Source organism: Archangium sp. (genome assembly GCF_057119385.1).
The window spans coordinates 1-25,641 of record NZ_DBNGVP010000093.1 but is presented as its reverse complement, the minus strand read 5'-3'; the positions used below and the strand labels follow the sequence as shown (position 1 = coordinate 25,641).

The window sequence follows — 25,641 nt, the reverse complement described above, 5'->3', positions numbered from 1 at the left end:
ATTCTTCTCCTCTGGGAGTCCCAGGATCGCTTCAACGCAGGAGATGCCGGAACGGTCTACCGCATCCCCCCCGCCCTGCTCTACCAGATGCGCACGCGCTGCTCGGGCGTGAGGTAGAGCGTCTGTCCGGGCGTGGCCCCGAAGGCCTGGTACCAGGCGTCGATGTTGCGCACCGTCGCGACGCGGTACTCGCCCGGCGAGTGCCCGTCCGTCATCAGGATGCGGCGCAGGAAGGGCTCGCGGTACTTGTTGCGCCACATCTGCCCGAAGCCGAGGAAGAAGCGCTGCTCACCGGAGAAGCCCTCGAGCACCGGCGCCGGCTTGCCGCCCAGCGACATCCGGTAGCCATCCAGGGCGATCGCCACCCCGGCGATATCCGCGATGTTCTCTCCCAGGGTCAGCTCGCCATTCACCGCCAGGTCCGGCAACGGGCGGTACGTGTTGTACTGCGCGACGAGCGCCTCACCGGCGGCCTTGAACTTCTCCGCGTCCTCCTTCGTCCACCAGTTGGCCAGCTTGCCCCGGGCGTCGAACTGCGCGCCCACGTCGTCGAAGCTGTGCACGATCTCATGCCCGATGACGGTGCCGATGGCGCCGTAGTTCACCGCCGGCTCCGCGTTCGGATCGAAGAACGGCGGCTGCAGGATGGCCGCGGGGAAGATGATGGAGTTCTGCTGCGGCGAGTTCAGCGCGTTCACCAACTGCGGCGGCATGAACCACTCGGACCGGTCCACCGGCTTGCCCAGCCTGGCCAGGTTGCGCTGGTACTCGAAGCGCGAGGCGCGCTCGGCATTGCCGTAGGCATCCCCCCGGACGATCTCCAGCCCCGAGTAGTCCCGCCACTTCGCCGGGTGGCCGATGCCCACCTGCAGGGTACCCAGCTTCTCCTTCGCGCGCGCCTTCGTCTCCGGGGACATCCACGCCAGCGCGTCGATGCGCTGGCCGAACGCCTTGACGATGTTGCGCACCATCTTGTCAGCCTCCGCCTTGGCCTCCGGCGGGAAGTACTTCTCCACGTACAGCCTGCCGATCGCCTCGCTCATCGCGGCGCCGGTGACGTCCACGCCGCGCTTCCAGCGCTCGCGCAACTGCTGCGTGCCGGTGAGGACACGGCCGGTGAACGCGAAGTTCTCGTCCACGAAGGCCTTGGTCAGGAAGGGCGCGCCACGCTCGAGGGCGTGGAAGGCCAGGTAGTCCTTCCAGGTCTCCACCGGCTCGCTGCCCACGAGCTTCGAGATGCCCGTCAGCGCGCTCGGCTGCCAGATGATGAGCTCCTGCTGCTTCCCGAGCCCCGCGGCCTCCAGGTACGCATCCCAGTCGAGACCCGGGGCGCGCTTCGCGAGCTCGCTCCGGGGCCAGGGGTTGTTGACCTTGGCCACGTCCTGCGTGTCCACCTGGTTCCAGTGCACCCGGGCGATCTCCCGCTCGAGCTCGAAGATGCGCTTCGCCCGGGCCTCCGCGTCGGGGATGCCCGCCAGGCTCAACATGGCGGCGATGTGCTGCTGGTACTTCTGGCGCACCTCGGTGAACCGGGCGTTGTCCACGAGGTAGTAGTCGCGATCCGGCAGGCCCAGGCCCCCCTGCAGCAGGTAGGCGGCGTAGCGCGAGGGATCATTCATGTCCTCGGTCACCCAGAGGCCGAAGAGCCGGTCCGTGGTGACATCGCCCGTGTTGAGCGCGTCCACGTCGGCGCGCAGCGTGTCCCCGAGCGCCGCGGACAGCTCCTTCCGGGTGGTGATGGCGGCGATGCGCCCGAGCTCGGGCTGAATGGGCGCCAGCCCCTTCGCCTCGATGCCCGCCTCGTCCATGTAGCTGGCGAAGAGATCTCCCAGCTTGCGGACCTCACTGCCCGCGGGGGCGTTGGTGCTCGCGGCCTCCTCGATCAGGGCGCGGGTGCGGCGGCTCGCTTCCTCCGCCACCTTCGTGAACATGCCGTAGCTGGAGCGGTCCGCGGGGATCTCCGTCTGCTCGAGCCACGTGCCGTTGACGTAGCGGTAGAAGTTGTCGCCGGGCGCCACGGCCGTGTTCATGCCGGCGGTGTCGACACCGAAGCCGCCATGGGCGGGAGGCGCGGCGGCCTTCTTGTCCATGGGTGCGGAGGTGACACACGCGGCGAGCAGAGCGGATGCACTGGCCGTGAGCACCACGCGTCGCGCGGCACCCGGGAAACGTCGGTTCTGGGAGGTCATACGAGCCCTTGGAAAAAAGTCCGCGCCCCAACAGCGAAGCTCCGAACTTAATCCCGGACTTCGGCCTCCACGGGCGCCTGGGCCAGCTCGCGGAGGATCCGGAGCAGCTGGCCGGGATCGATGGGCTTGACCAGGTGGAGATCGAACCCCGCCGCATGCGCCCGGTGGCGGTCGGAGTCCTGTCCGTACCCCGTGATGGCCACCAGCTTGATGCCCTTCAAGGAAGGCTCCTGGCGCAGCTTCGACGCGAGCTCGTAGCCATCCATCACCGGGAGGCCCACGTCCAGCAGCGCGATGTGGGGCTGGAACGCGCTGGCCGCCTCGAGCCCGCTGGGGCCATCCAGGGCCATCCGCGTCACGTACCCCTTCGAGCCCAGGAACTCGGTGAGCAGCTCGACGGCGTCGCGGTTGTCATCCACCAGGAGCAGCCGCAAGGAGCCGGGGTCTCCCTGGATGGTGGGGACCTCGGGCGGCGGGCTCCGATCCTCCCCCCCGGCACCGGCATGCTGCGGTGCGGCGAGCGGCAGGCGCACCACGAACTCACTCCCACGGCCCAGGCCCTCGCTGTGGACCGAGACGGTGCCCCCATGCAGCTCGACCAGACTGCGGACGATGGCCAGCCCGAGGCCGAGCCCTCCCTGGGACCGATCGATGGACCGGCCCTCCTGGACGAACATGTCGAAGACGCGCGGGAGGATGCCAGGCGCGATGCCCGCGCCATTGTCCCGGACCCGCACCACGGCCTGCTCGCCCTCCCCCACCGCGGTGACGACGATGCGCCCGCCGGGATCCGTGTATTTCGCCGCGTTGTTGAGCAGGTTCGCCAGCACCTGCGCGAGCCGGGCGGGATCCCCGTCCACCATGAGCGGTCCGGCCGGCGGGGGCAGCTCCAGGAAGTGCGCGCGCTGCTCCAACAGGGGGCTCGCCATCTCGGCGGCCTCGAGCAGCACGGCCATGAGATCGATGCGCGCCCGCTTGAGCTGCACCTTTCCCCGGGTGATGCGCGACACGTCGAGCAGATCATCCACGAGCCGGGTGAGGTGCTCCACCTGGCGCTCGATGATGGTCCGCTCCCGCTCGGAGGTGGAGCCGTCCTTCATCCGCATCAACTGGAGGGCGGTGACCATGGGCGAGAGCGGATTGCGCAGCTCATGGCCGAGCATCGCGAGGAACTCGTCCTTGCGGCGATCCGCCTCGCGCGCCTCCTGGTAGAGGCGGGCATTGTCGAGCGCCACGCCCGCGCGCAGCCCCAGCTCCTCGACGAGCTCCAGGGCCTCGGTGTCGTAGCGGCCCACCTCCTCGGCGCCCAGGACGATGGCCCCGAGCACCCGGCCCCGTGCCGCGATCGGAGCCAGCACCGAGTTGTTGGTGATGCAGGAGCGCGGCTCGCTCCACGTGGACAGCAGCGACAGGCCCTGCTCCCGCGCGAGCCCGGCCTTCACCGGCTCGCGGTGGACGGCCAGCGTCTTCGTCTCGTCGGCCCCCGAGGGGGTGCGCTCCACCATCTGGATGACGACCCAGTCGGCGAAGCCGGGCACCAGGAGGTTGGCCACCCAGGTGAGGGCCGCCTCCAGATCCAACGACGAGCCGAGCATCGCGCTGGCTTCCGACAGGAGATCCGCGCGCTGCTGCCGGGCCTCCGCCATGAGCCGGGCCCGCCGCTCGGCCTCCAGCAACCGGGCGCGATCACACGCCTGGGCCGCTTGATGGGCCAGGGCCTGGATGAAGGCGCGCTCGTCGTCCTCGAAGGGCCGGGGCTCGGGGAAGTTGAAGCCGAGCGCGCCCAGACACCGGTCATCCACCAGCAGGGGCACGGCGGCGTAGCAGCGCGGTTTGCCCCGGTAGTCATTGCTGAAGAGGCCCCGCTTCTGCCGGAAGGCCTCGGCGAGCGGCAGCTCCGCATCCACCGGAATGTACTCGTAGTCGCGCAGCATCGACTCGGGGTAGCCCACGGCGCGGATCATCCGCAGCCCGCTCCCGGTCTCGTCCGCCAGGAACATGCCCCCCGCGTGGGCGCCCATGGCGTCCAATCCCCAGGAGAGGATGACGTCCGCCACCTGGGCGAAGGTGTGCGTCCGCGACAGCCCATCCGAGACGGAGTGGAGCATCGACAGCACGGAGTTCACGCGCTGGAGGCGGCCCCGCTCCTCGGCGAGCTTCTGCCGCGCCCGTGCCTCCCGGCTCGACTGCAGCGCGAGCGCGGCCTGGTTGGCGATCAACCGCAGCAGATGCTGCTCGTGCGGCGTGGGAAAGTTCTCCCGCCAGGAGCCGGCGACGATCGTCCCGGGCTCTCCCAGGGGCGAGGCCGTGGCCAGGCGGACCGTGGTGCGGCCGAGGACGTTCGGCCGGGGCAGCTCGAAGGTGGGCGGCGGGCCCGGGTTCGCCTCACCGCCCGCGGCCAGGAGCGCCTCGCGGTCCAGGTCCGGAGGAAAGCAGCAGTCGAGGGGCCCCTCCGGCCCCTGGAGCTTCAGGAGCGCGACATCCAGACGCAGCCGGGACACGAGCAGCTCGAGGGTGCTCCGAGCGAGCTCCTCGGGCTCCCGCCCCTGCCAGGCGGAGGGCAGCTCGAACAGGGCGTGCAGGTCATTGAGCTGCCTGCGAAGCGCGAGCGCTTCCTGTTCGACGAGCTCCGACAGGCGGGAGTTGATGCGCTCCATGGCCAATGGCAGGCCTTCCTCGCTCAGGACCGCGGCGGGACGTAGAACGGATTCTCGGTGACGTCACCCATGGCCGTCCTCCTGTTGGATCAGCGCAGCCGTCACATGGAAAATACTATTTCCCGGATGCTTCGTTCCGAGGCATCCGGCGGGCCCGTCCGTTAGCGGACAGCTCCTCGCGAGGAGGACGTCCCTAGCTCACACTCTCGGCGCTGTAGCGGGCGATGAGGCCGGTGCGCACGGCGTAGCGGTAGACGCGGGTGAAGAACCAGCTCGCCAGCAGGATGTAGAGCACGGCGAGCCCCACGCCCCACAGCAGCGAGGTGCCCGAGAAGGGGCCGCCCGCGACGATCGTCCGCATGCCCTCGAAGACGTAGGAGGGTGGCAGCAGGTGCGAGATGGCCCGCATCCACTCGGGGAGCGTGGAGAGCGGATAGAAGACGCCCGCGAAGGGCGAGACCACGGCGGGAATGGGCCAGACGAACCACTCCGCGGACGGCCCGAGCCGGAGCACCACGGCGGCCCCGAAGATGCCCAGCGCGATGCCGAACAGGAAGAGCACCAGCAGGAACGGCACGAGCAGCAGACCGTAGGTGAGCAGGGACAGGCCGAACGCCGCGCCCGAGACCAGGACCATCACGATGAGCCCGATGGAGCTCGTCGCGATGCTGGAGAGCACGAGCCCGCCCACGTACTCGGTGATGGAGAGCGGCGTGGCGAAGACGTTGAGGAAGTTGCGCGACCACACGTCCTCGAAGAACGCCATGGTGACGCCCTGCATGACGCGGGTGAGGAAGTCCCAGAGGAGCACCGCGCCCAGCAGCGCGGGGACGAAGTCGAGCCCGGGCGCGGTGACGCTGTTGAGGTAGCGGGACATGAAGCCCCACAGCACCATGTCGATGGCCACCCACACGAAGAGCGGGAAGATGCGCGAGGGGCTCCCGCGGATGAGATAGAACTGGCGCAGGACGATGGCGGCGGCGCGGTTGAAGGCCATGGGGCTCAGACTCGCTCCAGCGCGAGCGGTTCCCGCGCCACGGTGATGAACAGCTCCTCCAGGGTCGCCTTGCCGTGCTCGCGCGGCAGGGCCTTGGGGTCCCCCTCGAGCAACACCTTCCCGCGCGACACGAAGAGGACGCGGTCGCACACCTCCTCCACCTCGTACATGTTGTGCGAGGTCCACAGCACGCCGCCCGTCCCCTGGGTGGTGAAGTCGCGGATGCGTGCGCGGATGTCCTGCGCCGTGGCGGGATCCAACGAGGCGGTGGGCTCGTCGAGCAGCAGCAGCTGCGGCCGGTTGAGCATGGCCTTGGCGAGGGCCACGCGCGTCTGCTCGCCCGAGGAGAGCACGCCGGATTTGGTGTGGCGGAAGCGGACGAGATCGAACTGGACGAGCAGCTCCTCGATGCGGGCGGAGAGCCCCTTCACGCCGTAGATGAGGCCGGAGACGCGCAGGTTCTGCTGCACGGTGAGGTTGCCGGGCAGGGGCGAGTAGACGGCGGCGAAGTTGGTGCGCTCGAGCGCCTGGGAGCGGCGCTTCGCCAGGTCCACGCCCTCGATGAGGATGGTCCCCGCGGTGGGCTCGAGGACGCCGAGGATCATGTTGATGGTGGTGGTCTTCCCGGCGCCATTGGGGCCGAGCAGCCCGACGATCTCCTTGCGGCCCACGTCGAACGAGATGCCGTCCACCGCGACGGTGGCGCCGTACTGCTTGCGCAGCGCCTGCACCGAGAGGACCCGTTCATGCGTCGTGGGCATGCGGCCTTCTACGCCACCTCCAGCACCCCAGGTGGGACATTTCGACAAAAATGGACATTTGAGACCAGACTGTATTTCTGGCACACAGGAGGACGTCGCTGGCGCCTCGTACGCCGCGTCATTTCACCCCTGACCCCCTGAGTGCCCGTGATTCGATCCAACACCTGGTACCTCCTGATGCCGCTGTGCGTGGGCATCACCGCCTGCACCGAGAGCCGGACCCCCGTGGATGCATCGTCCGTGGCCCCCGCGAAGAGCGCGGCGGCGCTGGCGATGGACACCGAACCGACCTTCGAGTCCTTCCCGGCTCCGAGCGAGCTCATGGAGCGGTTGCGCGCGAGCCTGCGCGATCCGGTGGACACGCCCGAGGAGACCCAGGCCCTCCAGGAGGTGGAGGCGGAGCTGGGCACGTTCACCTACGCGCGGCCCAGCACGCTGGTGGCGGTGGATCCCAGCGTGGAGGCGCCCATGGGGAACTCCTTCATCGAGGACGGTGAGTGGGCGGCCGCGCGCGTCAAGGCGCTCTACGGCGCGGACATGACGGTGAGCTGCCTCACCCGGCCCTGCATCCAGTACGGCGACTTCGACGCGGACGGCCGGCGCGACCTGGTGGTGCAGGTGGCCGACGACGCGAGCGACAAGTCGGGCGTCGCCTTCCTCATGGCGGATCAGACGCACGCCGTGCTCGGGGCGGGCCGGGCGAGCCCGCTCGGCGATGATCTGATCTGGATGGACAACTGGCAGGTGGTGTCGCGCTCGGATGGCAAGGGCGCCGCGGTGGTGCTGGGCGCGGCCTCGCAGTCGGCGCGGGCCGAGCTGTCGCTCACCCCCGGGCCCGGCGGCTCGCGCACGGTGACGTCCGCCTGGAGCTGCACGGCCTCCAGCCAGGTGCCGGTGATGACGGGCCCCAACACGCCGCGCGGCATCGTGACCCGCTCGGGCATCTACACCTCGACGGACGAGGCGTGGCAGGCCTTCGACTCCAACCCCAACGGCACGCAGTGGATCTCCGAGACGTGGACGAGCAACCCCGTGTGGATCGGCTACGAGTTCAGCGATGGGCCGCGGCAGATCACCCGGTACTCGCTGCGCTTCATCAACGGCACGCTCACGTCGCGCGCCCCGCGTGACTTCCAGCTGCAGGGCTCGAACGGCGGCGACACCTGGGTGACGGTGGACAGCCGCACCAACGAGATCAACTGGGGTGGCAACGAGGAGCGCCACTACACCGTGAGCACGCCGGGCTCCTACGGCAAGTACCGCCTGTACGTCACCGAGGACAACGACGCGCGCGCCCCCATCGTCGCCGTCTCCATGGGGAACATCACGCTCACCGGCGCCAACTGCGACGGCAGCGGCGGCCCGCTCCCGTAAGGCCCCACTCCCCTTCCCTCTTCTTCCTTCAGAGATCTCTCCATGAAGACTTCATTCTCTACCGCTGCCCGGGCGCGGCTCGCGGCCTGCATCATCCTGTCCGTGCTCTGCGTCTCGCTTCCGGCATGGGCGTGGAAGCCCATCACCCACGTCTACCTCGCGGAGAAGGCCCGCGCGGAGCTCATGGCGCAGAACGGCTCCATCTCGCTGAACCAGGTGGACTTCTACAACCGCCAGCAGGCGGGCCTCATCGGCACCTACGCGGTGTCCAGCAGCATCTACCAGGCGCTGCGTGACTACCCGGCGTACTACCGCGCGGGCGTGCTGGGTCCGGATGCCTACCCGGACCTGCTCTTCGGCCAGAGCGTCATCCACCCGGCCCGCGAGGACAGCGGCAGCGACTCGGATCCCTGGATGCGCCACCTCTACACCCGGGCGAGCACCCCGCAGCAGCGCGCCTTCGTGATGGGCTTCCTCTCGCACGCGGCCGGCGACATGTTCGGCCACACCTTCATCAACCACTACGCGCGCGGGCCCTTCAACTTCGCGGACGGCAACGCCAAGAGGCACGTCGTCGCCGAGGGCCACGTGGGCCGCCGCACCCCCGCCCTGAGCGACTACTCCATCGACACCTCGGCGGTGAACACCTTCATCTACGACAACATGATCGACGCCCGGCGCTCGCGGGATGGCAGCTGGAGCAACGACGTCTGGAAGCTCACCCGGAACACCCAGTCCGCCAGCCTGCCGCGCCTCTTCACGGAGCTGCGCGCCGGCCTCGAGGACAAGATCGACGGCTACTACGAGCACGTCCGCTGGCTGAAGCAGAAGTACAAGGAGAACGCGGACCGGTGCACCTGGTACCGCCCCGGCGCCTGCCTCAAGGCCGCCTATTACAAGGCGCTCCTCATCGCCTACAACGTCATCGCCGGTCTGCCCGTCTATTACATGGAGGCCTGGGTCCGGGACATCAACCGCGGCCTGAAGGCCTGGCCGGCCGCCAGCACCGACGTGGCGCGCGCCTTGTTCATGCAGACCAACCACAAGGCCGACATCGATACGGCCAAGGCCGTCGTGGGCACCTACAAGCAGCGCTACCTCTGCTCGATGATGGGTGCGCCGGATGCCATCTGCACCCTCTCCGCCATCATCGAGAACATCATCTCCGCCATCACCTTCAAGATCGATCTGTTCAAGGCCCTCAAGGAGGCCATCCTCAACTACGTGGTGAAGAAGGCCACGGGTGAAGAGCTCGACTACTGGAAGACGCTCATGGATCCGGAGCCCTACCAGGTGGACCAGGAGGTACCCGCCAATCCCGCGAACACGCCCTACTCCAGCCAGCAGTTGGATCAGCTGATGTGGGTCAACGGTGCCGGGCACTTCGACATGTTCCGGTTCGCCCCGGCCTACAACACGTACGCCGCCATCAAGATGTCCTTCCTCGACACGCGGCCCCAGTGGCAGTCGGTGCTCGGCGCGGTGGGCTCGAGCCCCTCGGACGCGATGATGAACGGCTATGACGCGCCCAACGGCTTCAACGGCCAGTTCCTGCTCGGCTTCATCCGCTCCATGGACTGGGACAACCAGTTCGCGGTGCCCAAGAAGATGTTCATCGCGCAGGACTGCATGCTGTACACGCGCTTCTTCATGCAGCAGACGGGTGACCTCTACGACAACAACACGGGCGACGCGGTGGAGGATGCCCTGCGGCTCAACCAGCTCAAGGCGTGGTGCGGCGTGGGCGGCAACAAGCTCACCTACAACGCGAGCGCCACGGGCAGCAGCACCGCCAACTTCGTCACCCGGAACATCCCCCTGATGGCCGGCGAGACGATCACGCTGGGCACCTGCGGCGTGGCGGGCGCCTCGGGCACCGGAGACACCTACCTGCGGCTGTTCTCGCCCTGGGGCACGGAGGTGGTGGCCAACGACGACGCGTGCGGCGGGGCCCTGTCCAACTTCGCCTATACCGTCCCGGCGGGGGCCAGCGGCACGTACCAGCTGCGCGCCGGTTGCTGGTCCAGCACCAGCTGCGGCGGCACGGCGGTGTGGAACATCCGCGGCTCGTTCTCCTACAGCGCGAGCAACACCAGCAGCGCCACCGTCAACACCAGCAACCGCGATCTCTCCCTGGTGGAGGGCCAGCGCCTCAAGGTGGGCACCTGCGACGTGACGGGGGCCTCGGGCACCGGAGACACCTACCTGCGGCTGTTCACCGCGGCGGGCGCGCAGGTGACCTACAACGACGACGCGTGCGGTGGGCTCCTCTCCACCTTCGAGTACGTCGTCCCGTGGGGCACCAACGGCACGCACCAGCTGCGCGCCGGCTGCTGGTCGAGCAACAGCTGCAACGGCACGGTGAGCTACCTCCTCACCGACGCGTCCCTCTGAGTCTCGTCAGCGCGCCGCCGGGATGGCGGTTCAGGCCGTCCCGGCCCGGCTCCGCTCCACCCAGGCGTCCACCCGCCGCTCGAGGATGTCCAGGGGGAGCGAGCCGTCGAGCCACTCGCGCTCCATCAACGCGTGGAGCTCCGGCTCGGGTCCCTTCATGGGTTCTACTTTCTCTTGGCGGGAAGCTCGTTGAGCACGAGCCAGTACATGCCCAGCTGCCGCACGGACTCGAAGAAGTCGGTGACGTCCACGGGCTTGTGGACGAAGCTGTTGACGCCGAGCTGGTAGCCCTCCACCAGATCCCGCTCCTCCTTGGACGAGGTGAGGATGACCACGGGCAGGGTCCGCGTCCGCTCGTCGGAGCGGATGCGCCGCAGCACCTCCAGGCCGTCGATGCGCGGCAGGTGCAGATCCAGCAGGACGATCTGGGGCTGGATCTCCGGATCCCTGTTCGCGTGCCGGCCCTGGATGAAGAGGTAGTCCAGCGCCTCCGCTCCATCCCGGACGACGATCACGGGGTTGTGGATGTTGCTCTTGCGGAACGCCCGGAGGGTGATCAGCTCGTCATCTTCGTTGTCCTCGACGAGCAGGATGACGCGCTGGTTCGGATGAGTCATGAGACGCTCTCCTCGTGGAGGGTGAAGTAGAAGGTGGCACCCTCCCCGACCCGGCCCTCGCCCCAGACCCGGCCCGCATGGCGGCGGATGATGCGTTGCACGGTGGCCAGTCCCACCCCATGGCCTTCGAACTCCTGTTGCGTGTGCAGCCGCTGGAAGACGCCGAAGAGCTTCTTCTGGTACTCCATATCGAACCCCGCGCCGTTGTCCCGGACGAAGTAGATGTGTCCCTTCCCCGTCCGCGGCAACGTGCCGAACTCGATCTCCGCCACCGGCGTGTCACGGGTGAACTTCCAGGCGTTGCCCATCAGGTTCTCCAGCACCAGGAGCAGCAGCTGCGCGTCCCCGCGGGCCACCAGGCCCTCCTGGATGCGGAAGTTCACGGTGCGCCCGGGCTTCCAGCGTTGGATCTGCTCGGAGATGGAGCGCGCCATGTCGGACAGGGGGACGTCCTTCACCACGAGCTCGGCGCGGTTGACCCGGGAGAGCGCGAGGATGCCGTCGATGAGCTCGGCCATGCGATGGGCCGAGGCGCGGATGCGCTGCAGGTATTGCTGGCCGGTGGCGTCGAGCTGCCCGGCACAGTCCTCGGTCAGGGCGAGGCTGAAGCTGGAGATGCTGCGCAGGGGCGCGCGCAGATCATGCGCGACGGAATAGGCGAAGGCCTCCAGCTCGCGGTTGGAGAACTCGAGCTGGGCGGTGCGCTCGGCGATGCGGCGCTCCAGCTCCGCGTTGAGCCGGCGCACCTGCTCCTCGGCCTCGCGGCGCCGGGTGATGTCCACGACGATGGCCAGCGAGCCCGTGTACTGGCCATTGCTGTCGTCATGGACGGGACATGCCGAGACCTTGGTCCAGAGGAACGTCCCGTCCTTGCGCACGAACTTGAAGTCATCCAGGAGGGAGTTCAGGCCCTGGCGCTGTTGCCGCTCGATCGCCTGGAGGGCCTGGCCGTGGTCCGCCGGATCGACGAACTCGAGGACGTGCCTTCCCACCATCTCCTCGGGTGAGTAGCCGAGCATGCCGGCCGCGTGGCGGTTGACGTAGGTGGTGCGGCTCTGCGCGTCGAGCGTCCAGAGGCCCTCCTGGGCGGCCTCCACGATGCGCTGGAAGCGCTGCTCGGTGCGGCGCCGCTCGGCCTCGGCCCGGCGTTCGATCTCGGTATCGCGCAGGATGAGGATGGCGCCCAGGAGCTGGCCCTCGCCGTCGCGCACGGGCCAGGCGCGCGCGAGGAAGTGCCGGCCCTCCGGAATGATGGCGTTGCGGACGAAGATCTCCTGATCAGCCGCCTGTTCCCCCTGGAGGGCGCGGTAGAGCGGGAGCTTCTCGGAGGGGAACAGCGTCTCGGAGTCCGGGTAGAAGACGCCGTACCGCTCGCTCCATTCCTCCGGGCGGGCGTCCGCCAACCCGATGCCGAGGATCTGCTGGACCCGCACGTTCATGTAGAGCGGGTGGCCCTTCGGATCGACGATGCCCAGCCCCTCGGAGGAGTTGTCGAGGAAGGCGCGCAGCAGGGGCTGGTGCTGCACCTGGAAGATGCTGTCAGCGAGCGCCTGGAGGGGGGGATTCTGCGGAGACGGAGCGGTCATGGGGAGGGGCCAGGAGCCTCCCCCATGTAGGGCTCGGCGGGGTCGTCATGAGGGGGGGCGGGCGTGTGAAAGCGTACAGACTTTCACGATCCCGAGCCATCCTCTGAACGGACGCCGGACTCACTGGCAGGTGGCGGTTTCCAGCTTCACCCGGACCGTCTCCGTCCACCACGGAGAGAGCAGACCCGACCGGCACTTCCAGTAGGGACCATTCTCCACGCAGGACAGGTCGCACGGCCCCAGCGTGACCAGGCCGCACAGGGGCGCATCGTCGCAGATGCGCTTCTCGAGCAGGGGCAGCCCCAGCAGGCCACAGGATTGGGGCAGCAAGGACTCCCAGCACACGTACACGTTGAACGCGGGCAGGAGTCCCAACAGGGGCGCGGTGGACGAGAACAGATCGCCGAAGACGGTGGACTCCTCGATGGCGTACTGCGCGTCATAGGACGTGTTGCGCGTGATGGCGGAGTGAGGGCCCTCGAGGAGGATGGGGACGGAGGCCCCGTAGTAGTTCAGCCGCTGGACCATGCACGCCGTCACATACCGGCGGCCCGCGGTGTCCAGGACCCCGCTGGACCACGAGGGGGCCAGCCCCCACCACCCGGTGTAGAGCTCGTCCGTCACGGGATCCCTCACGGACTGCTCGGGCGTGAGGGCACACTCGACGGCCGAGCGGAGCACGTGCCGGCATGACGCGGAGACCTGGCTCAGCGGGATGCCTGGCAGCAACCCCGCGCCCTGATCGAGGGCGGCGGCGCCCAGGGTCCTGAGCGCCTGTTGGGAGCCCGGAGCCCAGAAGCAGGATGGGGTCGTGCCATTCAGTCCCTTGGGCGGATCGCGCTCGTCGCCCAACAGTGTCTGGCCGGCGGCCGGGAGTGGATGACCCTGCTCGAGGCCCTCCTCGGTGCTGCCACAGCCAGCGAGGCCGGCCATGAGGACGAGCAGGGACAGAAGGTGGGTGCGTTTCATCTGCATGGGGTTCTCCGGGTTCGACAACGTGTATGTCTTTGTTTCAACGGAGGGAGGCCTTGGCCTCGCGCAGGAGGCGCTGGCACTCCCTGGACAAGGGCGGACTCATCTGGCCCGCCGCCTTGCAGGTCAGGTCGGCGCGCGTCGTGCTCACCGCACTCACCCTGCGCATCGCGGCCCGTGCCTTCCGCAGCGCCAGCTCCGGCTCCCGTCCCTGGCGCCGCTCGTTCTCGGCTTCGAGGAGGCGATCCAGGACCAACTCCCTCAGCAGCCGGGAGTCCTCCGGCGATTCTCCGGCGGCGGCATGGATCACCTCGACGGCGGCCACCAATGAGGAATGAGCATCCCGGCCGAGCACGAGAGCGTGGTGGGCACGAAGCCGGTGCGCGCGCGCCTTCCAGAGCGCCACGACCGAGGCGCTGGAGCCCGTCCGCTCGAGCAGGGCCACCGCATGGGAGAGCGCCTGGAACGCCTCGGGCGCCTCGCGCTCCCGGGAGATCTCCGCTTCGAGCCGGACCCTCGCGGCCTCCAGCAGGCCGCCCACGGGCAGCGCGAATGCCGGATCGATCGCCAGGGCCCGTTCGTACTGGCGCACCGCCGTGTCCAGCAGCGGTGCCGCCTCCCCTCCCCGCGCGAGCACCCTCCTGGCATCCTCGAGATACGCCTCCCCCAACTCGTTGTGCGCCCAGGTGAAACCCGGCTCCAGGGCGATGACCGCCTGGTAGGCCGCGATGGCCTGCTCCATGGAGGCCTCGCGGCCCAGCTTGTAGAGCAGGGAGGTTCGAAGGAAGTGGGCCTGGGCCACCGCGTAATGGGCCATGACCTCCTGGGGGAGCACCCGCCGTCCCGCCTCGGCGGCCTCGAGTGCCTCCTCCACCCGGCGGATCCCCTCCTCCGAGGCGTCGTCACTCCGCACATGCACCCGCGCCAGCAGCACCAGGGCCCGCCGCACCAGGGCCTCGCCATTCCTCGAGCTCGCGCTCACCGCGCGGTCGCACGCCGCCTGGGCGGCATCGAAAGCCGGGTCGGGCGGCAGGTCCTTCGAGGCATCCGCCCACCCCCGCTTCTCCCACAGCTCGCACTGGGCCAGGTGGATGGCCGGCTCGCTGCGGCCCACCTCCGCCGCTTCCCGGTAGGCCTCCGCCGCCCGCTCGAAGTAGCCCTTCATCTTCTCGTGGTCGAACGCCGCGTCATGCCGGTACCTGCTGCCCTCGGCGAACAGCGCGTCCCCCTCGAGCTTCTTCGGCTCGTACATCCACGGGGCCTGGGTGAAGGCCGCCCTCGCCTTCGCGATCGCCTCCTCGTGGCGGCCCTCGTACAGGGCGATCAACCCCTCCACGTACTCGGGCACCTCGAGCCTCGCCCCCATCGCCGCCCGCAGGTGCTGGAGCGCGGGCTCGCGCAGCTCCTGGTCGAGCTGCGCCACCTTCTTCTGGCGCTCGCCCGGGTGGGTGATGCGCCGGGTGTCCTCCAGGGCGCGCCGGTAGAGCTCGCCGAGCGCCCGCCCCAGTGCGTACCCGAGGCTCGCCGGCGAGTACCCGGCCGCGCGCGCCTGCTCCAGGTGCTCCCGGGCCCGCGCGGGCTCGCCGAGCGCGAGGTACCCCTGCCCGAGCGCGTAGTGTCCGGGTCCCCTTCCCGCCTCGCCCAGGGCGTCCATGTGCCGGGAGATCTCCTCGAGCCGGGCGCGCACCACGTCCCGCTCCCGCTCCACGTCATGCAGGGGCAGCCCGTACGCCGCGCGGAGGAACCACTCCATCTCCTTCACGCTCTCGCCCAGCTCCCGCGCCAGCCGGGCCTGCTCCGCCGCGTGCCGCTGGCTCCCCACCCAGACGGCGCCCAGCGCGAGCGCGCCCAGCACGAGCGCTCCCAGGCTCACCGTGAGCAGCTTGTGCCGCAGCGCCTTCTTCCACAGCCGGTATCCCCAGGAGGCCCGCTTCGCGTGGATCCGCTCTCCGTCCAGGACGCGCCGCAGCTCCTCCGCGAGCGCCCGCGCCGAGTCATAGCGGCGCCCCGGCTCCCGCTCGAGGCACTTCATGACGATGAGCTCGAGATCCTTCGGGACGCCCGGCTTCACCTGCCCCAGGGGCGGCGGATCCTCCAGCGCCGACATCAGGAGCAACTTCCACGGGTGCTCCGAGACGAAGGGCGGCCGCCCGGCGATCACGTCGTACAGCGTCGCGCCCAGGGAGTACACGTCCGAGCGGCGATCCAACTGGTGCACGTCCCCATTGGCCTGCTCCGGTGACATGTAGGCCGGCGTCCCGAGCACCTCGCCCGTCTGGGTCTGCCCCCGCTGCGCGACCTCGCGCGCCAGCCCGAAGTCCACGACGTACGGCTTCCACGTGCCGTTCTCGCACCGCTCCACGAGGATGTTCCCCGGCTTGAGATCCCTGTGGATCATCCCCTCCCGGTGCGCCTCGTGCACCGCCAGGGCGACCTGCTCCAGCAGCTTCACCTTCTGCTCGAGCGTCAGGTGCTCGCTCACGCGCGACAGCGGCTCACCGTTGATGTACTGCATCACGATGTACGGCTCGCCATCCGCCAGCCCGGCCTCGTAGACACAGCACACGTGCTCGTGCTGGATGCGTGCCTGGGCCCGGGCCTCCGCGATGAACCTCCGGTACAGCGACGGCTCCCCGCTCTTGAGCAGCTTGAGCGCGATGGGCCGGCCGAGCTGGGGATCCACGGCCCGGTAGACGGTCCCCATCGCGCCTTCGCCAGCGAACCGCAGGTCCGGGTACCGCGCCGCCAGGGACGGAGGGATCCTCCTGCGCTCGATGGACGGCTCCCTCCCGTCCTTCATCAAGGTCGGGGCAAGTCCGGGCTCGCTCTGGAGATCCTTCGTCCACATGGGGATCCCCAGAGTTAGGCCATCGCCTCACGGGATGCCCATGAGATCTATGTTGAATTGACAGGAACTCTGGAATTTTACTAAATTGGAAGATCTTTGGCGTTGGCCGCCGGAGAGCGATCCAGGCGCTCCAGCAGCCGCACCAGCTCCGCCACCGAGTCCACGGCCAGCTTGTCCATGACGCGGCCGCGCTGCAGGCGCACCGTCTGCTCGGCGGTGCCCAGCTCGGCGGCGATCTGCTTGTTGAGCAGCCCGCGGGCCACCATCCGGCACACCTGCCACTCGCGGGGAGACAGGGAGGCGAAGCGGGCCCGCAGCGCCTCGAGCTCCTGCTCGGCGGCGGCCGCCGCGCGATCCTGCGCCAGCGCCCGCTCCACCGCGGCCAGCAGCTCCCCGGTGCTGAAGGGCTTGGGCAGGAAGTCCACGGCGCCGGCCTTCATCGCCTTCACCGCCGCCGGCACGTCCCCATGCCCGCTGATGAAGATGATGGGGTGCAGCCACCCCACGCGCCGCAGCTCCTCCTGCAGCTCCAACCCGTTGAGCTCCGGCATGCGCAGGTCCATCACCACGCACCCCGGGCGCCTGCCGGGTCCGTGCGCCAGCATCTGCCGCGGATGGGCGAAGCCCTCCACCGCGTACCCCTCCACCTGGAACATGCGCGTGAGGCTGCGCAGCACCGAGGGATCATCATCCACGACGAACACCGTGGGAGGCGATGGAATCGACGTGCCGTCCAAGGTGGCCCCCTATCCAGCCAGTGGCTCCACGGTAGCATGGCGCTCGGGGACGAGCGGAAGCGTGCAGCGGAAGAGCGCGCCACGGCCCGGCCCTCGCTCGGCCTGGAGGCGGCCCTGGTGCACCTCGAGCAGGGAGCGGCTGATGGACAGCCCCATGCCCAGGCCCTTGGCCTTGGTGGTGAAGAAGGGCTCGAAGAGACGCGCGAGCACCTCGTCACTCAGGCCCGGGCCCGTGTCCTCCACGACGAGCTCCGCCCGATCCTCCAGCGGGCGCGTGCGCACCCAGATCCGCCGCTCGCCGGGAGGGCAGGCGCCCACCGCGTCCAGGGCGTTCATGACGAGGTTGAGCACCACCTGCTGCAGTTGCACGCCGTCCGCCCTGACGGGCAGGGGCGACTCGGCCAGGTGCAGCGTGAGCGTGGCCCCACGCAGCTGCGCGTCGTTGCTCACCAGGCGCATCACCCGTTGGATCAGCTCGTTGAGATCGTACTCGCCGAAGCAGACCTCGCCCTTCTTCAGCAGCGCCCGCATGTGGCGGATGACCTCCCCTGCCCGCTTGTTGTCGGAGACGATGTCCTGGAGCATCTCCCGCAGCAGGGGGAGATCCGTGGGTGAGCGCGTCAACAGGCGCTGGGCCATCTCCGCGTTGGTGAGGATGGCGGCCAGGGGCTGGTTCAGCTCGTGGGCGATGGAGACGCCCAGCTCGCCCACGGCGGCCACGCGCTCCAGGTGGGCCCGCTCGTCCCGGGCCCGGCGAGCCTCCAGCTCGGCGCGCCGGCGGGGGGTGACGTCCACCAGGGAGACGACGGCGCCGCCCTCGGGCAGCTCCAGGTGCCGGGCGCGCAGCTCGAACCAGGTGTCCTCCGCGAAGCCGCGGAACTCCACCACGCCTTCGTGGGCGTGGCCGCGGAGCACGTCCAGCAGCAGCGCGGCCACCGGCGCCATGTCCGGGTTGCCGGTGCGCGCCGCCTCGCGGAAGTGCTCCAGGTAGGCGATGCCCGGCGCGAAGAGCGCCTCGGCGGTCCATCCTTCCAGCACCTGGAGCCCGGCCGGAACCGGGTTGGCCCGCAGCACCACCCCGTGATTGTCGAGGATGGCCACCGCACCCGGCAGCGAGTCCAGCACCGCCAGCTGCAACCGCTGGGCGCCCATGCGCCGCCGGCGCTCCACCAACAGCACGACGATGAGCGCCGCCTGCAGCGCACCGGCCACCAGCACGCCCGTCACCAACCCGCGGTAGCGCTCCCAGAGGCCCGGCTGGCGGAAGTGCACCACACTGCCGGGGGGAAGCCTGCTCTCGGGGATGTTCCAGCGCTGCAGCTCCCGGGCGTCGAAGGCCAGCTGGTTGACCTCGAAGGGACCGGGGGGGAGGCTCGAGGCCCGCTCGCCCTCGAGCAGCCGGAAGGTCCGCCGCGCCACCTGCCGGCCGAGCTCCTGGTAATCCAGCAGCATGCCTCCGACGATGCCACTGCCCAGCATCGTCCTGTGGACGCTGAAGATGGGGGGACTGCCACCATCGGCGTGCAGTATCCGCAGCACGTCGTACGCGCTGAGGTTGCGGCCCTGCGCATCCCGCATGAAGCCGATCAGGAAGACCACGCTGTCCGCGGGCAGCTCGCGCATCCACCGCCGCAGCTCCTCCAGCGTCAGCCCGGGGAGCCCGATGAACCCGCGGTCCGGCGCGGCGGAGCGGATCTCCTGCTCCACGAAGTCCCAGGCCTCCAGCTCCCGCTGGCTGGAGCCGAGCACGAGGACGACATGGCGCGTGTCCGGCAGGAGCCGCAGCGCCGTGCGCACGGTGGCCGGGACGTCGAAGTCCGCCCAGTTGCCCCGCACGTAGGGGCTCGCGGGCAGGGCCTCCGCCAGGAAGTCGTCGTTTTGGACGGAGAGCAGCGGCACCTGGGGCCACAGCTCCTGCTGGAGCTCGAGCGCGAAGGGGGTGGCATCCGCGAAGACGACGAGCGCATCGGGCCGGCGGTCGCGGTACTTGGCGACATAGAAGTCACGCAGCGCCCGCTTGTACCCGGCGCTGCCGAACCAGGCCATCTCCAGGTGCTCCACGTTGACGGTGACGGACTCCCGCCACTCGCTCTGCATCACCTGCCGGAAGTTGCGGGTGAAGTCCGCGGTGGCCGGGACCGTCACGTCCTCCGGCACGAAGAGCAGCACCGTCTTCGCCCGCTCCTCCGCCACCGAAGGAGCCGCCCACAGCAGGAGCAGCAAGGCCAGCACACGCATCACGGACCGCATGATACCCGGCGCGAAGGAGGCACCCCACGGAGGAATAGTGGCCACAGTGGAATATTCTGGAATCAGGCGTTACCCTGGATTTCCCACCTGCTGAGAGGAACCCAGACCATGACGTCGCCCCCGACCCGCTGCCTCCTCCGTGCGCTGCTGTCCGGCCTGCTGCTCACCGGTTGTGGAGGTGTTCCCGATGAAGACGGACCGGTGCCCGCCGGTGCGGAGCCCGTGGGCACCCGGGAGTCCGCCATGTGCTCCCTCATGAGCGTCACCGACCTGACGGTGAGTGGCATGGACTCGTACGATGGCGTCATCGCCGGGGCCGGAACCTGGACGGTCTCTCCCAACGCCAACTCCGTGTACATGGAGTACTTCCTCGACAACAATCCGACCCCCACCCGGCAGTGGCTTCCCGGCACGTATGATCCATCCACGGGAAAAACCTCCGGCACCTGGTCCTACAGCATCGGCAACGTCAGCTGCGGTGGACACACGGTGGTGATCAATGCCTACCCCCGGCACATCAGCAGCAACGGGGCGGAGGAGATCTGCCCGACTCCGAAGACGCTCACCCGGACCGTCATCCAGGACGGGGCCTGCCGGCCCACCACGTCCGTGTCCTGCCAGCGCATCTCGCGCTCGACCATCCGCTGCACGGGGACGGCCAGCGGCGGCTCCGGCACCTATACGCCCTACTGGCAGGAGTCCTGGGACTCGGAGATCTACCAGGAGCAGTACCTCTTCGACTGGTACCAGCGCCCGTGGACCGCGGACTTCCAATGCGTCGAGACCACCTCGACCACCTGGTACGATCAGAACCAGTACCACTTCCGGGTGATCGACAGCACGGGCATGCCGTCGACCGTCAGCTCCAGCCCGGTCTTCAAGTGCATGCCGGTGGCATGACGTCCCTCGTGGACGAGGGAGCCGCCGGATCCTCCGGGGCTCCCTCCCCGCGGCCTCAGGGCGGGCCGCTCCAGGTGGGCGTGCGAACGGACGGCACCAGGGGGAACCGGGAGAGGGAGACCGCCCCCGCGTTGGCGGCCGGCGCATCCACTCCGGGAGCCCCGCCCACCAGGAGGCCCGTCCCGGACAACGCGACCTGATAGCCGAACTCTTCCTCGGCCGAGGCTCCCTCGCGGTAGAGCTTCGTCCCCTCGTTCCACGCGCCCCCGGCCCGCTGGAAGACATACAGGGCCCCGGCGTTCCGGCCCTTGTCCGCATCCTGGTACGCCCCCGCCACGAGGGTGTCCCCCACGAGCGCCACGGATATGCCGAAGGCGCCTGCCGAAGGCTCACCACCGGGAACGAGCCGGGCCTGCTCGAGCCAGCGCTCGCCACTTCTGGAATAGACGTACACGGCTCCCGGGGACCGGGTGCCTGCCTTGTCCTCATCCAGCTGGGCGCCCACCACCGCCGTCTCCTGGTGCAGCGCCACGGAAGAGCCGAAGAAGTCGAACTCGTCCCCCTGACTGGCCAGCAGCTTGGCCTGCTCGGACCACCGCCCGTCCTTGAACACGAAGACGTAGGCGGCACCCGCGGCGTCGCCCTGGGTGCCATCCGCATCCGCGCCGATCAGGAGGGTGTCTCCAGACAGGGCCACCGAGATGCCGAAGTGCGCAGAGGCCACGCGATCGCTCGCGAAGAGCGTGGCCTCCAGGGTCCAGGTGCCCTCCTGCTTCGAGTACACATACACGGCCCCCTCCTTGCGGCTGCCCGTCTCGAAGGCGCCCACCGCCACCCGGATCCCATCCGTCGCCACGGCGGTGCCGAAGAGCCCGACCCCCGCCTCCCCAGGCGTGAGCCTGGCGCGCTCCACCCAGTCACAGCCCGGGCCCCGCCGCTCGAAGATGGAGGCGGCTCCGGTGGTGGTGCTCCCCTCCGATTTGCCGAAAGGCGCGCCAATGACAATCACCTCGCCCGCCATGGCCACCGCTTGACCGAAGGTGGCGTTGGCGCTCACCTGGCTGTCAATCAGCGGGCAACCCGCCCCCCATCCCCCCTCCGGCCCGCGCTCGAACACATAGGCCGCACCCGAGGACAGGCGCTCGGACGTCGCGCTGCCCGGAGCACCGATGAGCACGCGCTCGCCATGGACCGCCACGGCGGCCCCGAACTTCTCCACCTGCGCCGGCCTCGGGGACACCAGCGTCGCGGTCTGCCCCACGTCGCCCCCGTCGGGCAACTCCCCCCCATCGGGCAGCTCCCCCCCGTCGGGCAACTCGCCACTGTCGGGCAGCTCGCCGCCATCGGGCAACTCGCCGCCATCGGGCAACTCGCCGCCATCGGGCGGATCTTGCTTGGGTGGAGGGATGCGGCAGCCCAGGGCGAAGAGCAGCGTCATGCCACAGAAGAGCGCGCCCCATCGGGAGGCACGGGCGGTCCGCTTCCTTCCGCTCACCTGAAAGACCATGAGGCTTCCTCTTTCCGGTTGACCCTTCCACCAAAGCACGAAGGACCCCTCGGCGTCCCACCCTGTCCACCGGGCGGATACGCGAGGAGTCCTCGTGGACTACGGTATGGCTGGCATTACTCCGCGCAGGCCAGCGACCGGGCGGCGCGGCGGCTCACCTTGCACGGGCTCAGGCGGTGGACGTTGCCCGAGTCGAGCCGCACGGCCATCGAGCCACGATCCTCGCCATTGGGGCCATTGATGCGGAACTCGTAGTAGGGCCGCATGGGCGAGCGGGAGACGGCGCCCTCCGTCGTGGGATCCCACGTGAGGATGCCCTCGTCCAGGGTCTCCTCCGCCTTCAGACCGGCATGCACCTGGGCGAGGCCCCGCGCCTGGACGAGATCAATCCCGGTGAAGCGGCGCGCCTGCGGCAGCACCCACGCCTGCTGGTACGCGGCGGTCTCCATGTCCAGCATGGCCATGCCCACCAGCATCCGCCGGGTGTCGAGGAAGGGCACCAGGTAGTAGTTCCACTCGCGCCCATCCGGGTACACGCCCTTCACCTCGTAGGGGTGCCAGGGGGTGGCCTTGGACAGCACGTTCCACATCTCGGAATCCGTCACATCCAGGCCGCCGAGGCGCAGCGACTCGATGGCGTTCTGCTGGGCGAGGCGGGCCGTCGAGCGCTGGCCCTGCGCCAGCGGGCTCGCGGGCTCCTTGGCGCGGAAGGGCTGCATCGCCGCGGGAGGCGCATCCGGGGGCGGATCCCAGAGGACCACGTACTTGTTGTAGTACGTATCCGAGGGGCCGATGCTGGTGAGCACCCGGTAGTACGTGGCGCTCCAGGTCGAGCCGGACGCGCTCCGCTGGCCATCGTCGTAGGAGTTGAAGCTGGAATCCCAGTCACCCCCGGGCCCGCCATCCCGGAAGATGACGCCGAGGATGTTGCCCGACACATCGTCCACCACCATCTTGTGGACCATCACCCAGTGGTCGCCCTGGCCATAGATGGGGACGATGTTGGGCGAGCGGTAGTTGCGCAGGGTGCTGATCTGCTGGCTCAGCGCGGCGGACTGCTGCGTATCCGTATACAGCGAGCTGATCCAGTTGCCCCATCCGCCCTGGATGAGCGAGGTCTTCATCCCGTCCGGATTGCACTGCTCCGGCCAGTAGTTCATGGGCGAGTTGGCCCGACAGGAATTGAGGATGGAGTTCTCATCCGGCGGAGTCACGTTCCGGAAGGCCTGGATGGACATCCGCGAGGCGCCCATGAAGCTTCTCGCCGTGCCGGCGCCCAGGCTGCCATTGATATCCGCGGTCGTCAGTGTCGGCGGAAAGTTGACCTCGTAGGTCACCGTGCCCGCGACACTGGTACCAGACATCAGAGTCGCGGCCAGGCCCACAACCAGCTTGTTGCATTTCCTCATTGCAGAGCTCCTGCTCGGCTTCGCGGTTTTGGAGACGCCTCTTCCCCAGAAGATTATTTTTCAAGGTAAACCACGTTTTCACGCTCCGTCAACGACATACTTTGACGCCGCTTGAGATTTTGAGATTCGCCCCGTTCACCCCCTCCTGGATTCCTCGCGAATCCCCGAGAAACATCATGGCTCCAATGTAAAAGCCCCCCGGAACCAGCCCCCGCCAGACCAGGACGAGGAGTGAAACAAGTAGGAGCCATTTCTCTCGTTTTACTATATATTCATTATTCTCCCCATTGACTCGTTGGAGGATACTTGATGCGGCCTGATTGGATTCGACCCACCTTGTTTGCCTTGCTGGGCGTGACGTTGGTGGACTGTGGACCCGCCCCGGAACCCACGCACAATTCCTCCGAGGACCCCATTGGCTCGAGCACGGCGCAGCTGTGCAGTGGCCTGAGCATCACCAACCTCGTCATCCAGGGCGTCAGCTCGTACCAGAACGAGATTGGTGGCGGAGGCACCTTCGAGGTCTCCACGGGCGCCACGGGGGCGCGCCTGGAGTACCTCGTCAATGGAGAGCTGCTCACCAGCGAGGAGCGCCCCAACAACCCTGGCTCCTCCGCCGACAACGACTGGCGTTTCAGCGAGCAGAAGGCGACGTGCGGGGCGAGCCTCTTCCAGGTGAAGGCCTACCCGATGGTGGTGGACAGCCAGGGTGTGCGCACCACCTGCTTCCTCAACCCCAGGGTGACGACCCGGCTCTTCGTTCAGGGCTGCCCCAGCGTGGCCGCTGGCGGCGTGCACTCGGTGGAGCTGAAGGCGGACGGCACCCTGTGGACCTGGGGCGGCAACTCCTTCGGCCAGCTGGGCGACGGGACGGCCACCGGCCGCTCCACGCCGGCGCAGGTCTCGGGCTTCGGCGGCATCGTCGCCATCGCCGCGGGCTACTACCACACGCTGGCCCTGGAGGAGACGGGCACCGTGCTGGCCTGGGGCCAGAACGTCCAGGGACAGCTCGGAAACGGGACGACCACCAGCCTCGCCAGGCCGATGCGGATCGCCGGGCTCACGGACGTGGTGGCCGTCGCCGCCAACGGCTACCACTCGGTGGCGCTGAAGGCGGACGGCACCGTCTGGACCTGGGGCTCCAATGCCTACGGTGAGACGGGAGATGGAACGACCACGCCCCGCTTCACGCCGGTGCAGTCGCGCGCCGGCAACGCCATGGCCATCGCGGCCGGCGCCAACCACACGGTGGCGCTGCTGCAGGATCGCACCGTCTCGGCCTGGGGCTACAACGGCTATGGCCAGCTCGGGGATGGGACGACGACGGTCCGCTACGCGCCGACGCCGGTCGCGGGGCTCAGTGGCGTGGTCGCCATCGCCGCGGGCGCCCAGCACACCGCGGCCGTGAGGCAGGACGGCGGCCTCTGGACGTGGGGCAGCAACACCCACGGCCAGCTCGGAGACGAGAGCTTCACCAACCGCACCAGCCCGGGGCCGGTGGCGCGCCTCTACGGCATCACCTCCGTCGCCGGTGGCGTCACCCACACGCTGGCCCGGACGCAGGACGGCTTCGCCTGGGCCTGGGGCAACAACTCCCAGGGGCAGCTCGGAAACGGGACGACCACGTCCAGCCCCGCGCCCGTGCTGGTGTCGGGACTCTCCGGAGTCAGCATCCTCTCCGCGGGCGCCAACCACTCGCTGGTGAAGACGCAGGACGGGAACGCGCTCGCCTGGGGCAACAACGCCCAGGGGCAGCTCGGTGATGGGACGACCCGGACCGCTCCCGCGCCCGTGCAGGTGTTGCGCTGACGGGCCCGCTGCGTGCGGCCACGCGTCTGGCGCGGCCGCACGCGGTACCTGGCCTGCTTACTGGCAGAGCCGGGTGTACGTGCGAACGGGCGACTCCATGCCGCTCGCGTCCATCACCTTGTAATAGATGTACTGCCGGTAGAAGTTGTCACGGGTGGTGGCCGGCATGCAGTAGACGCCGAAGGAATTGGAGCCCTGCTCCCAGTCGGAGTAGCTCGAGCCCCAGTCGGCCTGGATGCCTTCCCGCCAGTACGAGACGTAGGGGCCGCCCTCGCCCCCGCTGCCGCTTCCGGTGCAGTTGATCGTCGTACCGGACTGCGAGCACGTCAGGGTGGCGGTGGGGCAGCCCTGGGTGAAGCTGGCGGTCTTGATCATGGAGCCGGTGGTGCACCGGCCGGGCGCGGGCGTGGCGCTGTCGAAGACGGCCGGGTAGCCCCTCACCTCGAAGGTGTGCGTGCCGCAGGCAATGGGGCTGTCATTGAAGGTCCACGTGCCCGAGCGGTTGGTGTCGCCCAGGATGGGCTGGGTGCCGCGCAGGACACCATCCACGTAGTACTCGAGGATGATGCCGTTGGCGGGATAGACCACCGACCACGTCCCGCTGCCGGTGGACAGCGTGCCGCCCCACGAGCTG

At 69.0% G+C, this 25,641-nt stretch carries 18 protein-coding genes; 4 read left to right on the top strand and 14 right to left on the bottom strand.

Annotated elements, in window-relative coordinates:
• Positions 1-80 precede the first annotated feature (80 nt).
• The 4 genes from AC16DP_RS22400 to AC16DP_RS22385 all read right to left on the bottom strand — a co-directional run bounded on the left by AC16DP_RS22400 (position 81) and on the right by AC16DP_RS22385 (position 6,604).
• Positions 81-2,189, bottom strand: a complete 2,109-nt coding sequence (locus AC16DP_RS22400) for a M13 family metallopeptidase (protein ID WP_329725515.1) — start codon at positions 2,187-2,189, stop codon at positions 81-83.
• 47 nt (positions 2,190-2,236) lie between these two features.
• The gene (locus AC16DP_RS22395; RefSeq protein ID WP_329725514.1) at positions 2,237-4,846 is read right to left on the bottom strand and encodes a hybrid sensor histidine kinase/response regulator; all 2,610 of its coding nucleotides are present in this window, start codon (positions 4,844-4,846) and stop codon (positions 2,237-2,239) included.
• 193 nt (positions 4,847-5,039) lie between these two features.
• Complete coding sequence (locus tag AC16DP_RS22390) at positions 5,040-5,843, bottom strand: ABC transporter permease (RefSeq protein WP_329725513.1); 804 nt, start codon at positions 5,841-5,843, stop codon at positions 5,040-5,042.
• Positions 5,844-5,848: 5 nt separating this feature from the next.
• Positions 5,849-6,604 carry an ABC transporter ATP-binding protein gene (locus tag AC16DP_RS22385; protein WP_329725512.1) on the bottom strand — a complete coding sequence of 252 codons (756 nt, stop codon included), beginning with the start codon at positions 6,602-6,604 and terminating at the stop codon, positions 5,849-5,851.
• Positions 6,605-6,751: 147 nt separating this feature from the next.
• Here AC16DP_RS22385 and AC16DP_RS22380 point away from each other — a divergent pair, with 147 nt between their 5' ends.
• Entirely contained in the window at positions 6,752-7,978 is a 1,227-nt protein-coding gene (locus tag AC16DP_RS22380) for a discoidin domain-containing protein (RefSeq protein WP_329725511.1), read from the top strand.
• Between the two features lie 42 nt (positions 7,979-8,020).
• Positions 8,021-10,372, top strand: a complete 2,352-nt coding sequence (locus AC16DP_RS22375) for a hypothetical protein (RefSeq protein ID WP_329725510.1) — start codon at positions 8,021-8,023, stop codon at positions 10,370-10,372.
• A gap of 30 nt (positions 10,373-10,402) precedes the next feature.
• Here the strand turns inward: AC16DP_RS22375 and AC16DP_RS22370 are convergent, their stop codons facing one another.
• The 7 genes from AC16DP_RS22370 to AC16DP_RS22340 form a co-directional block, all read right to left on the bottom strand.
• Positions 10,403-10,531, bottom strand: a complete 129-nt coding sequence (locus AC16DP_RS22370; protein WP_329725509.1) for a hypothetical protein — start codon at positions 10,529-10,531, stop codon at positions 10,403-10,405.
• Between the two features lie 5 nt (positions 10,532-10,536).
• Complete coding sequence (locus AC16DP_RS22365; RefSeq protein ID WP_329725508.1) at positions 10,537-10,989, bottom strand: response regulator; 453 nt, start codon at positions 10,987-10,989, stop codon at positions 10,537-10,539.
• The gene (locus AC16DP_RS22360; RefSeq protein WP_329725507.1) at positions 10,986-12,575 is read right to left on the bottom strand and encodes a sensor histidine kinase; all 1,590 of its coding nucleotides are present in this window, start codon (positions 12,573-12,575) and stop codon (positions 10,986-10,988) included. Before AC16DP_RS22360 ends, AC16DP_RS22365 begins: the two co-directional genes overlap by 4 nt.
• 120 nt (positions 12,576-12,695) lie before the next feature.
• The gene (locus tag AC16DP_RS22355) at positions 12,696-13,550 is read right to left on the bottom strand and encodes a hypothetical protein (protein WP_329725506.1); all 855 of its coding nucleotides are present in this window, start codon (positions 13,548-13,550) and stop codon (positions 12,696-12,698) included.
• 37 nt (positions 13,551-13,587) lie between these two features.
• The gene (locus AC16DP_RS22350) at positions 13,588-16,395 is read right to left on the bottom strand and encodes a protein kinase domain-containing protein (protein WP_329725505.1); all 2,808 of its coding nucleotides are present in this window, start codon (positions 16,393-16,395) and stop codon (positions 13,588-13,590) included.
• 80 nt (positions 16,396-16,475) lie between these two features.
• Entirely contained in the window at positions 16,476-17,132 is a 657-nt protein-coding gene (locus AC16DP_RS22345; RefSeq protein ID WP_329725504.1) for a response regulator transcription factor, read from the bottom strand.
• Between the two features lie 9 nt (positions 17,133-17,141).
• Positions 17,142-19,370: a sensor histidine kinase gene (locus tag AC16DP_RS22340; protein WP_329725503.1), complete on the bottom strand. Its 2,229-nt coding sequence runs from the start codon at positions 19,368-19,370 to the stop codon at positions 17,142-17,144.
• Positions 19,371-19,490: 120 nt separating this feature from the next.
• Here AC16DP_RS22340 and AC16DP_RS22335 point away from each other — a divergent pair, with 120 nt between their 5' ends.
• On the top strand, positions 19,491-20,282 hold the full coding sequence (locus tag AC16DP_RS22335) for a hypothetical protein (protein ID WP_329725502.1): 792 nt from the start codon (positions 19,491-19,493) through the stop codon (positions 20,280-20,282).
• A gap of 55 nt (positions 20,283-20,337) precedes the next feature.
• Here the strand turns inward: AC16DP_RS22335 and AC16DP_RS22330 are convergent, their stop codons facing one another.
• Together AC16DP_RS22330 and AC16DP_RS22325 are read right to left on the bottom strand one after the other, a co-directional pair.
• On the bottom strand, positions 20,338-21,789 hold the full coding sequence (locus AC16DP_RS22330) for a hypothetical protein (RefSeq protein ID WP_329725501.1): 1,452 nt from the start codon (positions 21,787-21,789) through the stop codon (positions 20,338-20,340).
• Positions 21,790-21,905: 116 nt separating this feature from the next.
• Positions 21,906-23,198: a hypothetical protein gene (locus AC16DP_RS22325; RefSeq protein WP_329725500.1), complete on the bottom strand. Its 1,293-nt coding sequence runs from the start codon at positions 23,196-23,198 to the stop codon at positions 21,906-21,908.
• A gap of 336 nt (positions 23,199-23,534) precedes the next feature.
• On the opposite strand from AC16DP_RS22325, the gene AC16DP_RS22320 reads away from it, so the two are divergent.
• Positions 23,535-25,007, top strand: a complete 1,473-nt coding sequence (locus AC16DP_RS22320; protein WP_329725499.1) for an RCC1 domain-containing protein — start codon at positions 23,535-23,537, stop codon at positions 25,005-25,007.
• A gap of 57 nt (positions 25,008-25,064) precedes the next feature.
• On the opposite strand, the gene AC16DP_RS22315 is transcribed toward AC16DP_RS22320, so the two are convergent.
• Positions 25,065-25,641 (bottom strand): hypothetical protein (locus tag AC16DP_RS22315; protein ID WP_483956854.1); only part of this gene is annotated, 577 nt, incomplete at its 5' end.